Genomic DNA, 20,991 nt, shown 5'->3' on the forward strand with positions numbered 1-20,991 from the left:
GTTGCTCCGCGCGGCTTTCTCCGGGTCGTCGTACGTGGGTGTCTTCGCCCGTGCGACCGACGACTGTGTGCTGGTTCGCCCCGACTTAGACGAATCGCTGCTCGATGACCTGAGCGACGAACTCGACGTTCCGGCCGTGCCGACCACCGTCGGCCGGTCCGGGACCGTCGGCGCGCTCGCGACCGGCAACGAGAACGGGCTGGTCGTCTCCGAACGCGTCCGCGAGACCGAGATCGAGCGGATTCAGGACGCGGTCGACGTGCCCATCACGCGGCTGCCCGGCCGGATCAACGCCGCCGGCAACGTCGTTTGCTGTAACGACTACGGCGCGTACGTCCACCCCGACCTCTCGCGGGACGCCGTCCAGGCAATCAAAGACGGGCTGGACGTGCCCGTCGAACGCGGCGTCATCGCCGGTGTCACGACTGTCGGGACCGCTGCCGTCGCCACCAACAAGGGCGTGCTCTGCCATCCGAAGGCCACGGACGGCGAACTCGACGCCCTCGAAGAAGTCCTCGATGTGCCCGCCGATATCGGGACGATCAACTACGGCGGCCCGCTCGTCGGCTCCGGGCTGATCGCCAACGACCACGGCTACGTCTGTGGCTCGGACACCTCCGGGCCGGAACTGGGCCGTATCGACCAGGCGCTCGGCTACATCGACTGACGCGGTCTTTTCTGACACGCACCGCTCGCTCAGGACGGATGCTGGTGGCTGAGTTTCTCCGCAACGACGCCCGGAACGGGCAGTCCGCAATCGCCACAGGCCCAGGACCGACTGGTCCCGCCACGCTCCAGCGTCAGATCCTGCCTGAATCGAAGGGTCGCACCGCACTGGCACTGGTAGGTCGTCTGGCTCATGGTCGCATGTTGGGACTACCTCGACAAATTCCTCCAGGTCGCCGACCATGATACTCCGTGTCAAAGAATAATATGGTGTGTTCCCAACTAGCACGTATGGTCCAGCGAACCCCAGCCGCCGACGACCAGAACCGGCTCGTCTGCCGGAAGTGTGACTACTCGACAGCGGTGCTTCGGCCGTCGTGTCCCGAGTGTGGCGGCGACATGGTGTACGCACCAGGAACGGAGACGTAGCGCCGCCGCCCGCTTCGAGTTTTTCGCCGTGTCAGCCGCCGGACAGCGACGGATCGCCCGTGTGAGTCCTGGAACTCGGAGAAGGCTGGAAGGGGAAGATACTTCCCTGCCCTGCCCGCACCTGCGTGTATGAGCACGTACACTGTTCGCGGTAGTTTCCCGGCCCGAGACGGCCCACAACAGTTCGAGAAGGAGGTCGACGCGCCAAACGAGAACGTCGCTGAGGAGCGCGTTTACAGCGACTTCGGCTCCCAGCACAACCTCAAGCGCACGCAGATCACGATCGAGGAGGTGGCAGCATGATGGGCGGTGGCGGCGGCGGTGGCGGCGGTGGCGGTCAGATGCAGCAGGTCGCACAGGAGATCGAACAGATGGAGCAGGAAGTCGACGCCATCGACGAGGAGATCGAACGCCTCCGCGAGAAGCAGACTGACATCGACGAGGCCATCGAGGCCATCGAGACGCTCGACTCCGGTTCGACGGTGCAGGTCCCGCTCGGCGGCGACGCCTACATCCGCGCGACTATCGAGGACATCGACGAAGTCGTCGTCTCCCTCGGTGGCGGCTACTCCGCAGAGCGCGAGCAGGAGGGCGCTGTCAGCACGCTGGAAACGAAGAAGGAAACGCTGGACGACCACATCAGCGACCTGGAAGACGAGAAGGCCGAAGTCGAGACCGAGATGGAGGAACTCGAACAGCAGGCCCAGCAGATGCAACAGCAGCAGATGCAGCAGATGATGCAACAGCAAGAGCAGGAAGACGAGTAAGGCCGCATGTTCGACGGACTGAAGGACAAACTCAGCGGGTTCACGAGTGATGTCGAGGAAGACGTTGACGACGACGCACTCGAAGCGGAGGACGAACCGGACGCCGACGAGGCCGACGGGGACGCGCCCGCCGACCAGCAGGCCGATGCCGAGTCCGAAGCGGACGCGAACCCGCCCGAGGACGACACGCAGACGGCGGCAGCGGCACCAGCAGCCATGGACGACCAGTCCGGGGCCGGTTCTGTACCGCCAGCCGCTGATTCCGAGGCGACAGACGAGTCAGCCACGGCGTCGTCCGCGGCAGTCGAAGACGTAGCCGAGGAGGGCGAGGAAGAGTCAGAGTCGGACGACGTTGCAGAGACCGACGACGACCCGGCGTCCGAAGCCGATTCGGAGTCTGACGAAGAGGACGACAGCCGCGGCCTCGCCGCGAAGGCGAAGCTCATGGCGACCGGGAAAACGGTCATCGAGGAAGAGGACCTGCAGAGCCACCTCGACGACCTCGAACTGGCGCTGCTGTCCAGCGACGTGGAGATGAGCGTCGCCAACGAGATCCTCGACGGCGTCAAGGAGAACCTCACGGGTCAGACCCGACGACGGCTCTCCAGCACGGGGAACCTCGTCCGGGACGCGCTTCGGGAGTCGCTGTACGACGTTATCAACGTCGGGCAGTTCGACTTCGACGAGCGCGTTCAGCAGGCCGACAAGCCGGTCACCATCGTGTTCACCGGGGTCAACGGCGTCGGCAAGACGACCTCGATTGCGAAACTGGCCCGGTACTTCGAGGAGCGCGGGCTCTCGACGGTGCTCGCTAACGGTGACACCTACCGCGCCGGCGCGAACGAGCAACTCGAAAAGCACGCCGAGAACCTCGGCAAGAAGATCATCACCCACGAACAGGGGTCGGACCCGACGGCGGTCGTCTACGACGCTGTCGAGTACGCCAAGGCAAACGACATCGACGTGGTGCTTGGCGATACGGCCGGTCGGCTCCACACCTCAGATGACCTGATGGCCCAACTGGAGAAGATCGACCGCAACATTGACCCGGACATGACGCTGTTCGTCGACGAGGCGGTCGCCGGGCAGGACGCTGTCAACCGGGCGCGGGAGTTCAACGACGCGGCCGAGATCGACGGGGCGATCCTGACGAAAGCCGACGCCGATCCACAGGGCGGCGCGGCGATCTCCGTTGCCCACGTCACCGGGAAGCCGATCCTCTTCCTGGGGACCGGCCAGGACTACGGCGACCTCGAACCGTTCGATCCCGAGGAAATCGTCGACAGCCTCATCGGCGAGTAGGCTCGGACTCTACGGTCATTTTTGCCGCTACTTGTCGGCTGTGAGTGGATACTGCCGACCCTGATTGTGTCGAACCCGGAGAGTCCGCGCCGTCCCGACGGGACAGCGCCACGAAAGATGCGGTAAATATTACCACAGCAGGGGAGGTGTGGTCGTTTTCGCCGGCAGGGCGGAGTTGAAGGCGTTCGTTGTTCAGTAGTAATACACACAAAATTGTGGTGTGATACCTATGAACACAGTAGAACGCTGGAAGCAGGAGAAGCACCCGCTGGATGTCATCGAGGATGTCGAGCGGTACGCGGCCGAGGAATTGAGTTTCGAAGAGATCGAGGCCCGGGCCGGTGACGGCGAGTGGGAGCGGCTGAAGTGGGCCGGGCTGTACGCCCACGGCCGCCAGGACGGCTATTTCATGATGCGAACCAAAGTCCCGGGCGGCTACCTCTCGCCAGCGCAGGCCGAAGTCATCGGCGAGGTGGCAGATGAGTACGCCACCGCGCCCGAGGAATTCGGTGGCGAGGAACAGAACGACATCTGGGGTGACGCGTTCCTCGATATCACGACCCGCCAGGACATCCAGATGCACTGGATCGAGATCGAGGACGTGCCGGAGATCTGGCAGCGCTACGACGAGGTCGGACTGACGACGGTCCAGGGCTGTGGGGATTCGGCGCGGAACGTCCTTGGCTGTCCCGCCGCCGGACTGGACGACCACGAGTGCTTCGACGCCCAGCCCGTGGTCGACGCCGTCTCTGAGTTCTTCACGAAGAACCGGGAGTACGCGAACCTCCCGCGGAAGTTCAAGATGACCATCACCGGCTGCCGCCAGGACTGCGCCCAGTCCCAGATCAACGACGTGGGACTGACGCCGGCCCGCCGCGAAATCGACGGCGAGCAGTACTACGGCTTCCACGTCAGGGTCGGCGGCGGCCTCTCGGACGGGCCGCGGATGGCCTCGGATCTGGATGTGTTCGTGCCACCGGAGGACACCGTCGAGTTCTGCCGGGCCGTCGCCCAGACGTTCAAGGAACTGGGTGACCGCAACAACCGCGGCGTCTGCCGGATGCGCTATCTCGTCCAGCAGATGGGCGCGGAGAAATTCGAAGCGGCGGTCCGGGACCGTTGTGCCGTCGACCTGCCGACCCGCGGGACCGACTGCTCGGAGGGGTACCGCGGCGACCACGTCGGCGTCCACGACCAGCGTGCGGACGGCCTGAAATACGTCGGCTTCAACGTCATCGCCGGCCGGATGGGCGGCGACGAATTCCGTCGGGCGGCCCACGCCGCACGGGAGTACGGCACCGAGGACGCGTCGGTCCGGCTGGCGACCGACCAGAACTTCCTCCTCACGCATATCCCCGAACAAAACATCGGTGAACTGCTGAACACGCCCTTTGCCCGGAAGTACCAGCCCGACCCCGGCCCGTTCTCGCGGGGTGCGGTCGGCTGCACCGGCTCGGAGTTCTGCAACTACGGCATCATCGAGACGAAAAACCGCGTCCGCCGCTGGGCGAAGGCGCTGGACCGCCGTATCGACGTGCCAGACGAAATCGACGTGGTGCGGATGCACATGTCCGGTTGCTCGGCCTCCTGTGCCCAGCCCCAGATCGCCGACATCGGCTTCCGCGGCGAGACGGTCCAGATCGACGACCCGGAAGAGACCACGAACGAAGAAGGGGACAACATCGTCGAGGGGATGGACTTCGGCCTCGGCGGGAGCCTCGGCGCGGACAACGAGTTCCTCGACTGGGTCGAACACGCGGTGCCCGCCGATGCCGTCATTCCGGCACTGGAGGAACTGTTCGAGGCCTATGCCGACGAGCGCGACGACGGCGAACGGTTCTACGAGTGGTGTCGACGGGTCGGCAACGACCGGCTTCGCTCGGTGATGCGACGGGCCGACGCCAACGTCGCCGGCGGCGTCGCACACGGTGACGGCGGCGGTCGCGGGGAGGTGGCCGACGATGACTGACCGGCGCTTCTGGCGGCAGGTCGCGCCGGCCGACGCCGCGCCCGAGTTCGTCGAGAACACCTCGGACTCCTCCGCGGACCGTGACGACGCCGACCCGCTGCTGGTGACCGACGGCGGCCGGTCGATGCCCGGAGTTCCGGGTGACGGTCAAGACGGCGACTGTGGGTGCGGGAGCGATTGCGGCTGTGGCAGGAGTGATCGTGGGCACAGTCATGGCTCCGGTGACAGTGAGGAGCGCCGGGTCCGCCCGGACGGGGGCACCGGCGCGGCGAACGTCGAACCGGACGGGAAACTCAAACCCATCCAGTTCACGAAACCTGCCTCTGGGACCAGCCAGACCGTCGACGACGGCCGTCCCGACGAGCGGGTCAACGTTCCCGAGGATGTCGACCTCGACACGCCCGGCTACGGCATCCGCGCGGAGATGAGCGACATCGAGGAGCCCGACGGCAAGACGTGGTTCATGGAACTGGACGAAGCCGTCATCCAGGACGACCGCTGCATCCAGTGTGGGACCTGTGTCGCGGCCTGTCCCAGCGACTCCATCGGTGTCGGCGACGATGACCTCCCCGAACTCGTAAAGATGTGTACCGGCTGCTCGCTGTGCTGGGACATGTGCCCTCGCGGCGGCCTTCGCTACGAGCGCCAGTGGAAGATCACCGGCGGCGACGACAACGTCAAGGGCGCGGGCGACCCCATCACGGAGTTCTCCGCGAAAGTCGAGGACGACTGGCGCGAGAACGCCCAGGACGGCGGCCTCGTGACATCAGTGCTGTGTCACCTGCTCGAAGCCGGTGAGATCGACGGCGCGCTCATCGCCACCGAGAGCGACGACGCCGAGTGGAAAGCCGAGTCGTTCCTCGCCACCACACCGGAGGAGTGCATCGACAACGCCGGGAGCTTCTACAACCAGACGCTCGCGCTGGGGAACCTCGACCTCAAGCAATGGGAACACAAACTCGACGGGCCGCTGTCGGAGGCGTCGCTCGCGCTGGTCGGGACGCCCTGTGAAATCGAGGGAATCCGCGCCTTGCAGGACTTCGACTGGGACTACGCCGCCCAGGAGGACGGCGTCCGCGCCATCGACTACACCATCGCGCTGATGTGTACGAAGAACTTCAACTACTACTCGCTCATCGGCGAACTCATCGAGGAGGAACGGGGCATCGACCGCGCGGATATCGGCAAGATGGACGTGCTCCACGGGAAGATGATGGTGTATGGCGAGGACGGCGAGATGCTGTTAGAGGAAGATGTCGAGAACTTCCACGACGCCGCGCTCAAGGGCTGTGACGAGTGCGCCGACTTCACGGGCTACTGTGCCGACCTCACCGTCGGTTCCGTCGGCTCCAGCGACGAGTACTCCTCGGTCATCGTCCGGACCGAAACCGGCCTGCGGGCGTGGGAACTGACCGAGCCCAATCTGGACTATCACGACCTCGAAGACCGCTCCGCCGTCGGCAAACTCCAGGGCTGGGACAAAAAGAAGGCCTTCGACGCGCTGCAACGGCCCTTCGATCCCGACGCCCCGCGGTTCATCGACTACGCCGACCACGCCGAAAACTACGGGACCGAACTTCACCCGCACGAGAGCGACCACTGAGTACGGCTGGAGTCATGGTACCGGGCCACGTAGCGGTGTTATACCGTAGTTAAACCGCGGTCGAGCTGATTTTGACCGTGAAACCGATTGTAAGGCCACCCTATTCTGGACTCGTTCTATGGGGTACTGCCGGTACTGTGGCCTCCGACGAGCAGGGGCTGGCTGCGCATGCTCGAAATGGCTCCCGATACTGGCGTCACGAGACGGCAACGGAACCGATAGCAGCGTCTCCTAATCTCGCCGCCGACGGGACCTATACGTTCGATAACCGTTCGATGACCGCTCGAACCGGATGGTTACTTCTTGCTCATACTCCGCCGCGTTGGTCTACTGACGCACGATTCGCTACCGTGCGTATTCGACCGTGAAACCCCACTCAGGCACTCGGTTCGAGACTGACGGTCGATCAATCATGTCTTGAAACGGACCGTTCATGCTTGCTTCAGGAACGGATCCTGACTTCGGGTGTGGTTAACCTGTTCCGTCATCGCTCCGTCAGACTCTTAGCAGGTCATTCATAAACTGCCCCGATGGTCTCCGGGCAAACGCTATGGGACGACCAATAAAATCTCGACGGAACGTTATCAAACTCGCAGGCGGCGCACTTGTGGCGCTCGCTGGCTGTGGTGGCTCCGACGGTAGCGGCACAGAGACCGGTGGTGGCGCTGAAGGCCCGGGCACGCCCACGGAGGGAGAGACCGACGCGATGACTGAGGAGGAGACCGACGTGATGACTGAGGAGGAGACCGAGATGGAAACTGAGACTGAGATGGAGACCGAGGAAGAAACCGGCATGGGAACCGAGACTGAAATGGGCGAAAACGAGACTGAGATGCCGGGCAACGAAACGGACATGCCGGGCAACGAAACGGAGATGCCGGGTAACGAAACTGAGATGCCGGGCAACGAAACGGAGATGCCAGGCAACGAAACGGAGATGCCAGGCAACGAAACCGGTACGGCCGGCAACGAGACGACGAACGAAACCGAAGAATAGGCCGCTCTTGTAGGTATCTGTTATTCCGACGGTCCGGGGCGGTCCCGGAGACGCCGACACAGTTGCTATTCTCGGGCAGCCTCGACGGCAGCGACGAATTCGGCGGCCTGTTCGCGGACGCCGTCCATGTCGTCGTTCTCGATGGCTTCGTAGTTGACCAGCGCAGAGCCAGCGCCGACGGCAACCGCGCCGGCGTCGAAGAAGTCGGCGACGTTGTCCGTGGAGACGCCGCCGGTCGGCATGATCGGCACGTCGCCCAGCGGCCCCTGCAGCGCGCCGATGTGGCCCGGGCCGACCGTCGAAGCGGGGAACATTTTCAGAATGTCCGCGCCGGCCTCCATCGCGTCGGCGGCCTCCGTCGGCGTCATGACACCGGGGATGGCGACGACGCCCTCGCGATTACACACGTCGAGTACGTCCTCGTTGAGGTTCGGCGCGAGGACGAACTCCGCGCCGGCCTCGATGACGTTGCGGGCGGCGGCGGCGTCCATGACCGTCCCGGCCCCGATGATCGCGTCGGTATCGTCGAGGGCCTTGTCGACGGCGGCGATCATGTCCGAGCACCGCTTCGCGTCGGCGGTCAGTTCAAGCGCCGTGACGCCGCCCTCGTGGACGGCCGTCGCCACGTCGACCATCTTCTCCTCGGGAATTCCGCGCAGGACTGCCGTAACGCCGCTGTCGACCAGCTGCTGTTGCACCGCTTGTTTGCTCGTCATGCGCGCAACTCCGATGGGGTGGCCCAAAAGCGTGTCTGAACCGCGGAGTCTCTAGGGCCGTCCGCATCGGGGGAGTCCCAGAAGGCCACGTCAGGCGTCCGGGTCGTACGGGCGCGCGATGTCGGTCGGCGGTGCGCCGACACCCAGCACAGTAACCGACTCGTCGGCGTCCTCGGGGTTGTGTGCGCGGTGGGGGCTCTCCGGCTCGGCGACGAAGGCCTCGTCGGCGGCGACCACGAACTCCCCGTCGGGCGTCTCAACGTGGAGTGTGCCTGCAAGCACGTAGAACAGTTCCTCGCGCGTCTCGTGGTAGTGGTAGGTCCGCGAGAGGTCTTCGCCGGGGACCATTTCGTAGGTGGCCGCGTGGAGCGCGTGGAGTTCGGCGGCGTCGGAGATGCCGCGCCGATCACAGGGGTAGTCCTCGGTGTCTGGCAAGTCCTCAGGATCGATCTGGTGATAGCCCATATCGTCGCTGGGGGCGTCGGCGGGCAAAAGCGTGGCCACGGAGACCTAGGCGAACAGCCAGACGAGCACGGAGAGCGTCCCGATGGAGGCAACCGTCGAAATGAAGACGTTCAGTGAGGCAAACGCCGCATCGCCGCCAAGCTCTGTCGTGTAGACGTACGTCGAGACGGCGGTCGGCGCGCCGAACATCACGACCGCCGCGCCGAGCGCCGTCGTATCGACCGCCAGCGAGGAGTACACCAGCCACGCCAGCGCCGGCATCCACAGCACCTTCAGCCCGACGACGCTGACGGTCTTCTGTACGTCTGACAGCGGGAGGTCCGTATCGAGCGTCGCGCCGATACACAGCAACGCGACGGGCAGCGCCAGTTCCGCCGGCAGCCCGAGCGCCTGAATCAGCGTCTCCGGCACCGACAGCGACAGGACCGACGCCGTGATCCCGGCCGTGAGCGCGATGAGGACCGGGTTCGTGAGCAGTTTCTTGCACTCGGCCAGCAGCGAGGCGTCGCTCCCGTTGATTCGGACCAGCAGGAACACCGTCACCGGGACGTGCGTCACCGCGCCGATGCCGAGGATGACGCTTGCGACTGCCGTCGCCTCGCTGCCCATCGTCGCCGCCACCAGCGGGAGGCCGAGAAACCCCATGTTGCTGTGGTACGACTGGACCACCGACACGCTCCGCCGGTCCGCCGACTCCAGCCGCCTGTGGACGATCCACCCCAGGAGAATCGTCAACACGATGACGGCCCAGAAGCCTCCGAGCAACGCTGGCGAGATGATCTCCCGCAGCGGTCGATTGTAGGTGGAGCGGAATATGAGCGCGGGCAGCGCGACAGTGAACACGAGGGAGGTGAGCACCTCCGTCCGGCGCTCGGTCAACAGCTCGAGAGAGCCGGCGGCGACGCCGGCCGAAAGGAACGCGACCATGAATCCGAGCTGTCCGAGAACGGCCATGTTGTCGCCCAGTCGGTTCGCCCATTTCACCCTTTCGTCACGGGCAGAAGTGGCGGTATCCCTCCGAGAGTCGGGGTCGACGGCCCGACAACAAGCCTTTACCCGTGCGGTCGCGTATCTCGGTCCAACAATGGTACTCGACGATCTTGGGAGTTCGCTCCGGGGGACACTCGACGACCTCCGGGGGAAGTCCCGGCTCTCCGAGGAGGACATCGAGGACATCGTCAAGGAGATCCAGCGGTCGCTGTTGCAGGCCGACGTGGATGTCGGACTCGTCCAGGATCTCTCGGACAGCATCGAGACGCGTGCGCTGGAGGAGGAGCCGCCGGCTGGCACGACGCCGCGGGACTGGGTCCTGCGCATCGTCTACGAGGAGCTGGTCGACCTCGTCGGCGAGTCGACTGAATTGCCGCTAGAAGAGCAGACCATCATGCTCGCCGGCCTGTACGGGTCGGGGAAGACGACGACGGCCGCGAAGATGGCCTGGTGGTTCTCGACGAAGGGGCTCCGCCCGGCCATCATCCAGACCGACACGGACCGGCCCGGCGCGTACGACCAGTCCAAGGAGATGGCCGAGCGCGCCGAAGTGGACTTCTACGGCGACCCCGACGAGGACGACCCCGTGAAGATCGCCCGCGACGGGCTGGAAGCGACGGAGAACGCGGACGTTCGCATCGTGGACACGGCGGGTCGTGACGGCCTGAACGAGGAACTCATCGAGCAGATCGAGCGCATCGAACAGGAGGTCCAGCCCGACCGGGACCTGCTCGTGCTGGACGCGGCGATGGGCCAGAGCGCCAAGAGCCAGGCCGCCGACTTCGAGGAAGCGATCGGCATCGACGGCGTCGTGATCACGAAACTCGACGGGACGGCGAAAGGTGGCGGCGCGCTCGCCGCCGTCAACGAGACCGACTCCACCATCGCCTTCCTCGGTTCCGGGGAGACGGTCAAGGACATCGAGCGGTTCGAACCCTCCGGATTCATCTCCCGCCTGCTCGGGATGGGCGACCTCAAGCAGCTCACCGAGCGCGTCGAGCGCGCGATGGAGGAGACCCAGGGGGACGACGAGGAGGACTGGGACCCCGAGGACATGCTGGAGGGGCAGTTCACCCTGAAGGACATGCGCAAGCAGATGCAGACGATGAACAACATGGGGCCGCTCGACCAGGTGATGGACATGATTCCTGGCCTGGGCGGCGGGCTGATGGATCAGCTCCCCGACGACGCGATGGACGTGACCCAGGAACGGATGCGGGATTTCGATGTCATCATGGACTCGATGACCGAGGCGGAACTGGAAAACCCCCGCGTCGTCGGCCAGTCCCGCACAGAGCGCATCTGCCGGGGCTCCGGCAAGCCCGAGGAGCGGGTGCGTGAACTCCTCCAGCAGCACAAGCAGATGGAGCAGATGCTCAAGCAGTTCCAGGGCATGGGCGACGGCGACATGGAGCGGATGATGAAACAGATGCAACAGGGCGGTGGCGGCGGTGGCGGCGGTATGGGTGGCATGGGTGGCGGTGGCATGGGGCCGTTCGGCGACTGAGTCCTCCGTGTCGATCTGTCGGGTTGGATATCCAACGTTGTTTTTGATGATTTATGTTCGAAATCCGGGCCAGAACTAAGGGTTGGCCCGTCCTACGGACGAAGCGAGCATGTACGAAATTGTCGCTGGGATAGACAAAAGTGAGGCTCGTGGGACCGCCATCGCGGAAGCGATAACCGAGATACCGATGGACGCAAGCCAGGTCCGCGTCACACTGTTGCACGACTTCGAGGAAAACCCCGAGGGGGCGTCGGTCGATCAGGTGGCGTCCGTGCGCCGGGCGAGGGACGTTCTCGAAGAAGCCGATATCGAGGTGGCCCTGGAGGAGTCAAGCGGCGAACCGGCCGACGCGATCCTCCGGCTGGCCGACGAGCAAGACGCCGACATGATCGTTGTCGCCGGCCGCAAGCGGACGCCGACGGGGAAGGTGCTGTTCGGCAGCGTTACACAGAGCGTTATTCTCGGGACGGACCGCTCCGTGCTGGTCTGTAGCGGCGAAGAAAACTAAGCCCGCAGTCAGTTTCCGTACACTTCTTCGACCCGCGCAGCGAGCGCCGACGGGTCTGTCCGGCCGGTGATCCGCTCGACAGGTTCGCCGTTCTCGAACAGCACGAACGCGGGTGCCGCGTTGACACCGACCGACTGGCAGAACTCCGGCGACCGCTCGCCGGCGACGCCGCCGACCGGGACGCCGTCCGGGAACGCGGCCAGCACGTCGTCTAACTGCGCTTTCATCGCTTCGCAGGGGTCACAGAACAGTTTCCACACCGTGACGACACACCGCTCGTGGGCGTCGACGAAGGCTTCGTAGCTGTCGTCGTCTAAGTGTTCGACGCCGTCGGGAACCGGCGTTTCCGGCCCCAGTTCGGTCGCCATCTGGGCCATCGTCGTCAGTTCCGCGGTGGTGTAGGAGCCGTCGACGGCCGACCGCAAGGTCAGGAACGTAGCGAACTCTTCTCGCGACACGTCGAGCTCGTCAACCCGCTCGGCCGCTTCGGCCGCCGAGTCGAGGCCGAACACGTCGGCGACGGACTCGTGGAACTCCGCGTCGGCCATCGTCACGTACGTGTCGTAGTACACCTCGCGGTCAGCCTCGAACGCTTCCGTCGTGCTGACTGCGTCCGTTTCCGCGTCGATGACGACGACATCCTCGTCTTCCAATGCATCGAGTAGCGCCTCGGGTGACTGTGTTTGTGACATTTAGACACCTAGATATTTGTCGCGGGTTTCCTGATCGTTCTGCAGTTCCTCGGCAGGCCCCTCGAAGACCACCTGGCCGCGGTCCAGTACGTAACACCGGTCGGCGATTTTCATCGCCGCCACGGCGTTTTGCTCGACCAGGAGTATCGTCGTTCCGTCCTCGCTGATCCGCCTGATCGCGTTCTCGACGGACTCGATGATCTGTGGTGCGAGCCCCTCGTATGGCTCGTCGAGCATTAGCAAGTCGGTGCTCTGGTGGAGCGCCCGCGCGATGGCGAGCATCTGCTGTTCGCCGCCGGAGAGTGTGCCGGCCTTCTGGGAGCGCCGTTCGTCGAGCCGCGGGAAGTACTCGTAAATCTCTTCGGTCGACATGCCTTCGTCGCGGAAGTCGAGTTTCCGCCGCCAGGTGTTCGATTTGTTGCGGACGGTGTCGGCGAGGTGGAGGTTCTCGGCGACAGTCAGATCAGTGAACACGCGTCGTTCCTCCGGTACCAGCGAGATGCCACGGACGGCGATGTCCTCCGGCGGGTCGCTGGTGATGTCGGTGCCAGCGAACCGGATCGAGCCGCTGCGAACGTCCGGCGGGGTTGCCCCGGAGATACACCGGAGCGTCGAGGTCTTTCCCGCCCCGTTGCGGCCCAGCAGGGCCGTGATCTCGCCGTCGTCGACGTTCATCGACACGTCCTGAATGATGTGGCTCTCGCCGTAGTAGCCGTTGATACCTTCGATTTCGAGTAATGTCATTCCTCGACACCTCCCAGGTACGCTTCCTGTACTGCAGGGTCGTCCTGCACTTCGTCGGGCGTCCCCTTCGCGATAACTGAGCCGCGGTTGAGGACGACGATGCGGTCGGAGATGTCAAAGACGATCTCCATGTCGTGTTCGACCAGCAGGAACGTCAGGTCGAGTTCCTCCTTGACCCGTTTGATGAGTTCGACGGTCGATTTCGTCTCGTCGGGGCTCATCCCGGCGGTCGGCTCGTCCATCAACAGCATGTCCGGCTCGGCGGCCAGCGCGATGCCGAGTTCGAGCCGGCGTTTGTTCCCGTAGTCGAGACTGTCGGCCTGGTTCTCCCGCTCGTCGAAGAGGCCGACGGATTCGAGCACTTCGTCCGCCAGTTTATCGACTTCCGGGTAGCTGTTCTGGTTCCGGAAGAAGTTGAACCGGAACGAGCCGTGTTCGGCCGCCAGTGCCGCGATAGTGGCGTTTTCCTTGACGGTCAGCTCGGGGAAGATCGAGGCCGTCTGGAAGGACTTGCTCATCCCCATCTGGACGACCTCGTGAGGGTCCATCCCGATGATGGACTCCCCCTGGAACGCGATCTCGCCGTAGCTCGGTTCGAGCCGTCTGGTGACGAGGTTGATGAACGTCGATTTCCCCGCGCCGTTGGGGCCGATCAGGCTCACGCCTTCGCCCTGTTCTATCTCCAGGTCCACCTCGTCGACGGCCGTGAGGCCGCCGAACTGCTTGGTGAGTTGCTCGGTTTCGAGCACCGTCATTTGTCCTCACCTCCGGCGACCTTGTCGCGGACGTAGTCGATACCGCCCCAGATGCCGTTGGGGAAGACGACGACGGCGACGACGAACACGATGCCGAGGATGAGGTGCCAGAAGGGCCCCAGCGTCTCGAACCCGCTGACGATGTTTTCGATGTACAGATACAGTCCGGCACCGAACAGGGGGCCGAACAGCGATCCGACACCGCCCAGCACAGTCATGATGACGATACGACCGGACTCGGTCCAGTACAGCGACTCCAGGGGCACGTAGTTCCCCTCGATGGCGAACAGGCTCCCGGCGATGCCGGCGAAGGCCGCCGAGATGATGAACGCCATCAGCTTGTACCGCCACACATCGAGACCGACGAACTCCGCCCGCCGCTCGTTCTCTCGAATCGCACGGAACACTGTCCCGTACGGCGAGTGAAGAATGCGGTTCGCCATCGCGACCGACAGCACGGTCACGACGGCGACGAACACGTACAGCATGTTGTCGACCAGCATCGACAGCGGGAACGGCACCCCGCCGTGGATGTCGATGACGCCAAGCAGGCTACCGATGTCCACGGAGGTGAAGCCGTTCTCACCGTTCGTGAGGAAGGCCAGCGGCGACGCCGCCAGGTAGAACGACATCTGGCCGAACGTCAGCGTCAGGATAGCGAAGTAAATCCCGCCGCGGCGCAGCGACAGGAACCCGACGATCCACGCCAGCAACACGGCAAACACCGTGCCGGCGAGCAACACCAGCAGCGGCGACGTACTGACGCTCGCGCTGAAGATACCGGCGGCGTAGGCCGCGCCGCCGAAGAAGACGGCGTGGCCGAACGACAGCAAGCCAGTGTATCCCAGCAGGATGTCGAACCCGACGGCGAAGATGCCGTAGATGAGCATCAGCGTCGCCAGTTGCGTGTAGCCGTTGAGGAAGTTGTTGAACAGGAACGGGAAGACGGCCACGCCCACGACCGTGAGCAGCACCGTCGATATCTCTCGGTCCCGGAAGCTGGCCCAGCGGTCGCTGAGACCGCCGGTGACTTCCGCGTCGGCATCGGCCGCTGCCGTGGCGGTCGCGTCGCGCGGTTCGTCGCTCACGAGACCTCCACCTCCGAGCCCAGCAGTCCCTGCGGACGCACCAGCAGGATAACCGCTGCGAGCGCGTAGATGCCGACCTGACTCCAGGCGGCGTAGCCGGTCTGGATGAGAAGGACCTGCAGCGTGCCCAGCATCAGCCCGGCCACGACGGCCCCCTCTATTTTCCCGACGCCGCCGATGACGACGGTCAGGAACGCCGGCACCAACTGTTCAGTGCCGATGTTGGGGTTGACATTGGCGAGCGGCCCGCCGACGACGCCGGCAACGCCGGCGAGTGCGGCACCGATACCGAAGACGACGAGGTACGGCCGGCTCAGTTTAATTCCCAGGAGGCGAACCATCTCGCCGTCGAGGGTACCGGCCTGGACGATGAGCCCGAAGTCAGTGTACTCGACGAGGCCGTACACACCCAGAACGAGCACCGCCGTAATCGCGATGACACCGAGCCGCCAGCGCGGGAAGTTTCCGACGACGGGCAACGCGATGGGGCCAGATGCCCACGAGGGCTGTGGGAACGGCTGACTGCTCCCACCCAGTAGCGCCCGGAGCAGTTCCTGGACGATGATTGCGAGTCCGAACGTGACGAGAATCTGGTCGGTGTCGGGGCGGTCATAGAACGCCTGTGCGACGAACCGCTCCATCAGCAGGCCGATGACGAACACGACAATCGGTACGATGATCAGTGCAGCGATGAACCCCAGTCCGATGCCGTACGACTGGATGCCCCACTCCGCTAACTGGCCGTTGTTCAGCGGAACCTGGCCAGTGACGAACAGCCCCAGATACGCACCGACGAGGTACAGCGCCCCGTGGGCAAAGTTGACGAATTTCAGTGTCCCCAGGATAATCGACAGTCCAACCGCCAGCAGAACGTAAATCGCGCCCTGCTGCAATCCATTCAATAGGATGGTGAGGATATCCGCGAGTAGCGTCACGCCGGATTCCCCCCACCGCACTCTTCTCGAACTATCTGCGTATTCCTAATCATGCTAGTTTTTGTGTATCAAGTAAGGCGCACTCATGGCCTATAAATTATGAGGGATACGATCCCTGTCCGGATTGTGGCCTATTCGTCCCCGTACTCGCCGAGTTCGCACTCCGCGGCCGGCCCGGAATCGCATCCGTATCCGACATCGTCCCGCGACGTGATCTCGACAATCTCGATGAAGTTCCCATCGCCCTGTTCGCTCTCCGGGAGCCCCCGAGCGACCGGAATATCCCGCTGGGCCTGGTGATCGCAGGCACGCATCGTCTCCTCGCCCATCCCGATGTTACTGTACTCGTAGTCCTCCAGTTCGCGGATGACCTCCGGCGGGTAGAACGTACCCGCTCGTTCGGCGGCGGCCGCGTACTGGAGCGTCTGGGCGTAGGCGAGCTGGGCCGGCCCGGACGGGATGCGGTCGTACTCGTTCTGGAACACCTCGGTGAACGCGTTCGACGCTTCGTTGTCGACCTGGGAGTCCCAGGCAATCGTGCCGAACACGCCCTCGATGGTCCCACCGGCCGCCTGTGCCATCGGGCGGTTGTACAGCGGCACGACGATCTCCATGTCCTCGTCGATACCGGCGTCGACGGCCTGTCGGACGGAGTTCGCGCCGTCCAGCCCGTAGTGGTCGAGCAACAGTACGTCGGCGCCACTGTTTGCCGCCTCCGAGAGATACGACGAGAAGTCGCTGGTCCCCAGCGGCGTGGGCACGCTGTCGACCTGCTCCCAGCCGATCTCCGTGAGGAACTGGTTCATCGACTCCTGGACAGTCTGGCCCCAGGAGTAGTCGGCGTACAGCTGATAGAACTGGTTGTCCGAGCCGTACTCGCTTTCGAGCACTGGTGCGAGCGCCTGGCCGGTCATGTACGCGTTGAACATCTCCCGGAACCCGTACCGGGCACAGTCCTTTCCGGTGGTGTCGTTCGAGTGGGTCAGGCAGGCCATGAACATGACCTTCTCCGACTGACAGAGGCCCTGCACAGCGATGGCCACCGCACTGGAGGAGCCACCGGAGATCATCACCACGTCGTCCCGGTTTATCATCCGCGAGGCGGACTGTCGGGCGGTGTCGGCGTCGGTCGCCGTGTCGCCGTTCACCGACTCGACCGTGTAGCCCAGGACGCCGTCACCGCTGAGGTCCTCGAAGCTGTCCACCCAGCCACCCCCGTTGTTGAGGTGCTTTTGAGCGAGTTCATACGCTCGGAGTTCGTCCTGGCCCTCCGAGGAGTAGGGTCCCGACTGCGGAACGTTGAATCCGAACGTCACCGTGTCCCCCTCGACTGGGAAGTTACCGAGCGCCGGATAGTCCGTTCCACCGTCGCCACCGTCGCCGCCACCATCTCCGCCACCGTCGCCACCATCTCCGCCACCGTCGCCACCACCGGAACAACCGGCCAGTCCTGTCAGGCCTGCCACACCAGCGATACCCGTACTTTTCAGCAACTGTCGTCGGTTGACCGAACTGCCATTAGTTGGCATGTTCCATACGGTGTCTGTATCTATCATAATAGTTTCGGTAGGTTAATCAACTATTTCACATGTAGGCAGTGACGCGGTCCCACGGAACGGGAGCCCGTACTCTTATACTCAGATATATGGTTTGTTATAACATGGCGTGGATGAGAGGACGGCACGCACTCGTCGTCGCGGTCGTCCTTACTGCGGGGTGTGGGGGATTCGGATTCGGCAGCGTTGACGGGCCGTCGACGCCGGTGACGCCCGCCCCGGTGCCGACCAGTACCGAGTCGACGTATCCGCCCGGCGTCGGGTCGACCGGCGTCACTAATCCCTCGCGACTCGGTTCGGTTCACGGCGACCACCTCAATGAAACCGGCTACACGCTCGTGACGAACCGGACTGTCCGGTATCCGAACGGCTCGCTGCGCTCACAGCTCCGGATCAGCGTCGCGGTGGACGCGAACCGGACGTATCTGGCAAATATCTCCATCCGCGGACCTGAGGCCCCGGTTCTCCTCGGCCGGCCGCCGGCGACGGCGTCGTTCTGGTCCGACGGGGACACCTATCTCCGTCGGCTCACGCGGGACAACCGGACAATCTACAACGAGTACGATCCGCCTGATAGCTACGCCGGCACGTGGCGGTACTGGGTCTACACCGCCGCGTTGACCGGCCGTCCCGCCGCCGACGTGACACGGACCATCTCCCCGTTTCAGACCCGAACGGCGGAGGTCCGACGAGCGGACGGGACTGCCTACGTCGTCAGGGGTGACCAGTTACGGGCAGACCAACCGTCGGCAGCGTGGGAGTCCCGGGACAACACGTCCCTCGTCGCCCACGTCACTCAGTCGGGGCTCGTTCGCTACTACCGGACCGAGTACACCATGCCGGCGGACGGCGAGCAGGTCACCGTGACCAGGACCGTGGAGTTCAGTGCGGTCGGGAACACGACGGTCGGGCCGCCGCCGTGGGCAGACAGGGCTCGGTCGACTGCCGGCTGAGCCGGCGTCGTCGGTATCAGGGGGCTTTTTTTCGCTCGCCGTCGTTCGCCCTGCAATGACTGTCCGCGAGGTGGCGCTCGAAGCCTACCGGGAATCGCTCCCGGTGCTGGGGCTCAGTGCTGTCGGCGGCCTCTTCGCGGGCGTCGTTCTCGGCGGCATGGACGCGGAACTCCAGGAAGTCGCCGGCCTGCTCGTGCTCGTGCCGGCGTTGCTCGCCACCCGAGGGAACGTCTACGGCTCGCTCGGGGCACGCCTCGGCTCGGCGCTCCATCAGGGGCTCATTGACCCGCAGTTCTCGTTCGCGGACGACCGCATCAACGCCGCCGTCGCGGCGGCGCTGGCAAACGGCGTGCTCATCAGCGGTGTCGCCGCGGTGATGGCCGTCGCGTTGCTCGCACTGGTCGGGCGACCGTCGGCCTCCCTCGCAACGCTAGTCGCCATCGCGCTTATCGCCGGCTTCGTCTCTGGATTGCTGTTGACCATCGCCGTCGTGTCGGTCGTGTTCGTCGGTTACCGGCGCGGGCTCAATCCCGATACGCTGGCCGGTCCGGTCGTGACGACGACGGGTGACGTGGTCGGTATCGCGACGCTGCTGGGTGCGACCAGACTGGTCCTCGCACTGGGAGGTGGCTGAATGGCGGAGTTCGCTTCCCAGTGGTCGGTCTCGGGCATCGTGCGGACGATGTTCCCCATCTTGGTCGTGCTCACCGCTATCGAACTCGGGAGCGGCCTCGTGCTGGATACCTTCGAGGGCACATTGCTACAGTACCCGTCGCTGCTCGTGCTCGTGCCGGTGACCATCGGGATGGCGGGCAACCTCGGCAGCATCCTCGCGGCGCGGTTCTCGACGGCGTTTCACCTCGGCCTGCTGTCCTTCTCGGCGACCGACGACCGGCTTGCCGGCAACGCTATCGCCACTGTGGCCCTCGCGGTGACGCTGTTCCCGCTCGTCGGCGCTGGCGCGTGGCTTCTCCAGCGCGTTATCGGCGGGACTGCGCTCCCGCTCCGGACGGTTGTCCTCGTTGCCCTCGTCAGCGGGAGTCTGCTGGCGGTACTCGCTATCGTCGTCACGACGGTGACGACCTACGCCGCCTATCGGTTCGAACTGGATCCCGACGACGTGGTCATTCCCGTCGTCACGAACGTCTGTGATGTGCTCGGTGTGGTGGTGCTGTTCGGGGCTGTCCGGGTCTTTGTGTGATTGGGTACGCTGTCTGTGCTAGCCACAGACGTGATTGCTCGTTCGATGGTGATTCTGTCGCTACCGATGGGCCTTTGCCGGCCAGATTCCTACTTTCGAACGTGCAGTCGCTCGTCGCCGCCGTGCTTGGACACCCGGCCGTCTCGGTACTCGGTGAGGTCGCGGTCCGGGTCCTCCGCATCACCGTCTTCCTCTCCGTCGGCGTGTTCCTCGCGGAACTGGCGGTCGCGTTCGGCCTGGTCGAGAAGATCGCCGTCGTCTCGCGCTATCTCACGTCGCCGGCGAACCTCCCGGACGAGGTCGGGACCGCTATCCTGACGACGACGGCGTCGACGACCGCCGGCTACGGCATGCTCGCCGACTTCCGCGAGTCCGGCGTGCTGTCCGACCGCGCGACGCTCGTCGCCGTCACCATCAACACGTTCTTCGGCTTCGCACAGCACATCATCACGTTCTATGCGCCGATACTCATCCCCATTCTGGGCTTTCGGGTCGGGGTGCTGTACGTCGCCACGCGGGGGCTCATCGCGCTGGCGATCACGCTGACCGGCATCGCGGCCGGCGCGATCCTGCTGGACGCGTCCAACGTCGGCCGGTCGAGCGCGAGTGGAGGCCCGACCCCTGACGGCGGGACAGCCGACGACGCAGGCGACGTGTTCGACGAGCGCCCGGCAAGCCGTCGGGCGGCGATCAGAACGGCCTTGGACGCAACGGCCGAGAAAGTCCGGGACATCCTGCCCCGGTTGGCGGCCATCTACGCTGTCGTCTCGCTGCTCGTGGCCTACGGCGACGAGATACTCGCTCTCGCTGGCAGCGACGGGGCCTCGGTGACCGCTGCTGCCGACGGGTTCGCGGGGCTGTTGGGGCTGCCTGGCGCGGCGATTCCCGTCATCGCCGCCTACGCACTGGACACCACCTCGGGGGCGACGGTCATCGCGCCGCTCATCCGCAACGGGACCTTCACTGCCCGGACCGCCGTGGCGACGATGCTCGTCGGTGGCATCATCTCCTTTGCCGTCTCGACGTTCAAGCGCTCGATCCCGTTCCAGTACGGCATCTGGGGCCGGGAGTTCGGGTCGAAAGTCATCGTCGTGAACACGGGGCTGAAAATCGTCTGGATCGCACTGGCGCTGGTCGTGTTGCTGTAG

General features: G+C 64.6%; 24 protein-coding genes. 14 read left to right on the plus strand and 10 right to left on the minus strand.

Annotated features, from left to right (window positions below; genetic code table 11):
* Position 1: 1 nt before the first annotated feature.
* Positions 2-667 carry a translation initiation factor IF-6 gene (locus NDI54_RS10660; RefSeq protein WP_310896430.1) on the plus strand — a complete coding sequence of 222 codons (666 nt, stop codon included), beginning with the start codon at positions 2-4 and terminating at the stop codon, positions 665-667.
* A 29-nt stretch (positions 668-696) separates the two neighbouring features.
* Here the strand turns inward: NDI54_RS10660 and NDI54_RS10665 are convergent, their stop codons facing one another.
* Positions 697-861, minus strand: coding sequence for a hypothetical protein (locus NDI54_RS10665; protein ID WP_310896431.1), 165 nt, complete (start codon positions 859-861; stop codon positions 697-699).
* 96 nt (positions 862-957) lie between these two features.
* Here NDI54_RS10665 and NDI54_RS10670 point away from each other — a divergent pair, with 96 nt between their 5' ends.
* The 7 genes from NDI54_RS10670 to NDI54_RS10700 all read left to right on the plus strand — a co-directional run bounded on the left by NDI54_RS10670 (position 958) and on the right by NDI54_RS10700 (position 7,733).
* Positions 958-1,095 carry a hypothetical protein gene (locus tag NDI54_RS10670; RefSeq protein WP_310896432.1) on the plus strand — a complete coding sequence of 46 codons (138 nt, stop codon included), beginning with the start codon at positions 958-960 and terminating at the stop codon, positions 1,093-1,095.
* A gap of 129 nt (positions 1,096-1,224) precedes the next feature.
* Complete coding sequence (gene rpl18a / locus NDI54_RS10675; RefSeq protein ID WP_004594032.1) at positions 1,225-1,398, plus strand: 50S ribosomal protein L18Ae; 174 nt, start codon at positions 1,225-1,227, stop codon at positions 1,396-1,398.
* Positions 1,395-1,862: a prefoldin subunit alpha gene (pfdA, locus tag NDI54_RS10680; RefSeq protein ID WP_406600177.1), complete on the plus strand. Its 468-nt coding sequence runs from the start codon at positions 1,395-1,397 to the stop codon at positions 1,860-1,862. Before rpl18a ends, pfdA begins: the two co-directional genes overlap by 4 nt.
* A 6-nt stretch (positions 1,863-1,868) precedes the next feature.
* A complete protein-coding gene (ftsY, locus tag NDI54_RS10685) occupies positions 1,869-3,164 on the plus strand; it encodes a signal recognition particle-docking protein FtsY (RefSeq protein ID WP_310896433.1) in 1,296 nt (431 codons plus the stop codon).
* Between the two features lie 229 nt (positions 3,165-3,393).
* Positions 3,394-5,133, plus strand: coding sequence for a nitrite/sulfite reductase (locus NDI54_RS10690; RefSeq protein WP_310896434.1), 1,740 nt, complete (start codon positions 3,394-3,396; stop codon positions 5,131-5,133).
* Positions 5,126-6,736: a Coenzyme F420 hydrogenase/dehydrogenase, beta subunit C-terminal domain gene (locus NDI54_RS10695; protein ID WP_310896435.1), complete on the plus strand. Its 1,611-nt coding sequence runs from the start codon at positions 5,126-5,128 to the stop codon at positions 6,734-6,736. Before NDI54_RS10690 ends, NDI54_RS10695 begins: the two co-directional genes overlap by 8 nt.
* Positions 6,737-7,286: 550 nt before the next feature.
* Positions 7,287-7,733, plus strand: a complete 447-nt coding sequence (locus tag NDI54_RS10700) for a cell wall anchor protein (protein WP_310896436.1) — start codon at positions 7,287-7,289, stop codon at positions 7,731-7,733.
* 65 nt (positions 7,734-7,798) lie between these two features.
* Here the strand turns inward: NDI54_RS10700 and NDI54_RS10705 are convergent, their stop codons facing one another.
* The 3 genes from NDI54_RS10705 to NDI54_RS10715 form a co-directional block, all read right to left on the minus strand.
* Entirely contained in the window at positions 7,799-8,449 is a 651-nt protein-coding gene (locus NDI54_RS10705) for a bifunctional 4-hydroxy-2-oxoglutarate aldolase/2-dehydro-3-deoxy-phosphogluconate aldolase (protein WP_310896437.1), read from the minus strand.
* A 90-nt stretch (positions 8,450-8,539) separates the two neighbouring features.
* Complete coding sequence (locus NDI54_RS10710) at positions 8,540-8,914, minus strand: cupin domain-containing protein (RefSeq protein WP_310896438.1); 375 nt, start codon at positions 8,912-8,914, stop codon at positions 8,540-8,542.
* Positions 8,915-8,959: 45 nt separating this feature from the next.
* Positions 8,960-9,868: an AEC family transporter gene (locus NDI54_RS10715; protein ID WP_310896439.1), complete on the minus strand. Its 909-nt coding sequence runs from the start codon at positions 9,866-9,868 to the stop codon at positions 8,960-8,962.
* Between the two features lie 130 nt (positions 9,869-9,998).
* Here NDI54_RS10715 and NDI54_RS10720 point away from each other — a divergent pair, with 130 nt between their 5' ends.
* Positions 9,999-11,411 carry a signal recognition particle protein Srp54 gene (locus NDI54_RS10720; RefSeq protein ID WP_310896440.1) on the plus strand — a complete coding sequence of 471 codons (1,413 nt, stop codon included), beginning with the start codon at positions 9,999-10,001 and terminating at the stop codon, positions 11,409-11,411.
* A 109-nt stretch (positions 11,412-11,520) separates the two neighbouring features.
* Positions 11,521-11,919 carry a universal stress protein gene (locus NDI54_RS10725; protein ID WP_137682989.1) on the plus strand — a complete coding sequence of 133 codons (399 nt, stop codon included), beginning with the start codon at positions 11,521-11,523 and terminating at the stop codon, positions 11,917-11,919.
* A gap of 8 nt (positions 11,920-11,927) precedes the next feature.
* Here the strand turns inward: NDI54_RS10725 and NDI54_RS10730 are convergent, their stop codons facing one another.
* The 6 genes from NDI54_RS10730 to NDI54_RS10755 all read right to left on the minus strand — a co-directional run bounded on the left by NDI54_RS10730 (position 11,928) and on the right by NDI54_RS10755 (position 17,662).
* Positions 11,928-12,611, minus strand: coding sequence for a thioredoxin family protein (locus NDI54_RS10730; protein ID WP_310896441.1), 684 nt, complete (start codon positions 12,609-12,611; stop codon positions 11,928-11,930).
* A complete protein-coding gene (locus NDI54_RS10735; RefSeq protein WP_310896442.1) occupies positions 12,612-13,355 on the minus strand; it encodes an ABC transporter ATP-binding protein in 744 nt (247 codons plus the stop codon).
* The gene (locus tag NDI54_RS10740) at positions 13,352-14,110 is read right to left on the minus strand and encodes an ABC transporter ATP-binding protein (RefSeq protein ID WP_310896443.1); all 759 of its coding nucleotides are present in this window, start codon (positions 14,108-14,110) and stop codon (positions 13,352-13,354) included. Before NDI54_RS10740 ends, NDI54_RS10735 begins: the two co-directional genes overlap by 4 nt.
* Complete coding sequence (locus NDI54_RS10745; protein ID WP_310896444.1) at positions 14,107-15,198, minus strand: branched-chain amino acid ABC transporter permease; 1,092 nt, start codon at positions 15,196-15,198, stop codon at positions 14,107-14,109. Before NDI54_RS10745 ends, NDI54_RS10740 begins: the two co-directional genes overlap by 4 nt.
* Positions 15,195-16,133 carry a branched-chain amino acid ABC transporter permease gene (locus NDI54_RS10750; protein ID WP_310896445.1) on the minus strand — a complete coding sequence of 313 codons (939 nt, stop codon included), beginning with the start codon at positions 16,131-16,133 and terminating at the stop codon, positions 15,195-15,197. The genes NDI54_RS10745 and NDI54_RS10750 overlap by 4 nt, the downstream gene beginning before the upstream one ends.
* A 131-nt stretch (positions 16,134-16,264) precedes the next feature.
* Positions 16,265-17,662, minus strand: coding sequence for a substrate-binding protein (locus NDI54_RS10755; RefSeq protein ID WP_310896446.1), 1,398 nt, complete (start codon positions 17,660-17,662; stop codon positions 16,265-16,267).
* A 131-nt stretch (positions 17,663-17,793) separates the two neighbouring features.
* Between NDI54_RS10755 and NDI54_RS10760 the strand changes: the two genes are divergently transcribed.
* The 4 genes from NDI54_RS10760 (at position 17,794) to NDI54_RS10775 (ending at position 20,991) form a co-directional block, all read left to right on the plus strand.
* Positions 17,794-18,642, plus strand: a complete 849-nt coding sequence (locus tag NDI54_RS10760; RefSeq protein WP_310896447.1) for a DUF7537 family lipoprotein — start codon at positions 17,794-17,796, stop codon at positions 18,640-18,642.
* A 55-nt stretch (positions 18,643-18,697) separates the two neighbouring features.
* Positions 18,698-19,276, plus strand: a complete 579-nt coding sequence (locus tag NDI54_RS10765; RefSeq protein WP_310896448.1) for a magnesium transporter — start codon at positions 18,698-18,700, stop codon at positions 19,274-19,276.
* Entirely contained in the window at positions 19,277-19,843 is a 567-nt protein-coding gene (locus NDI54_RS10770) for a magnesium transporter (protein WP_310896449.1), read from the plus strand.
* A 101-nt stretch (positions 19,844-19,944) separates the two neighbouring features.
* Positions 19,945-20,991: a nucleoside recognition protein gene (locus NDI54_RS10775; RefSeq protein WP_310896450.1), complete on the plus strand. Its 1,047-nt coding sequence runs from the start codon at positions 19,945-19,947 to the stop codon at positions 20,989-20,991.

It is taken from the genome of Haloarcula terrestris (assembly GCF_031624315.1).
Taxonomy (GTDB): Archaea; Halobacteriota; Halobacteria; order Halobacteriales; family Haloarculaceae; genus Haloarcula; species Haloarcula terrestris.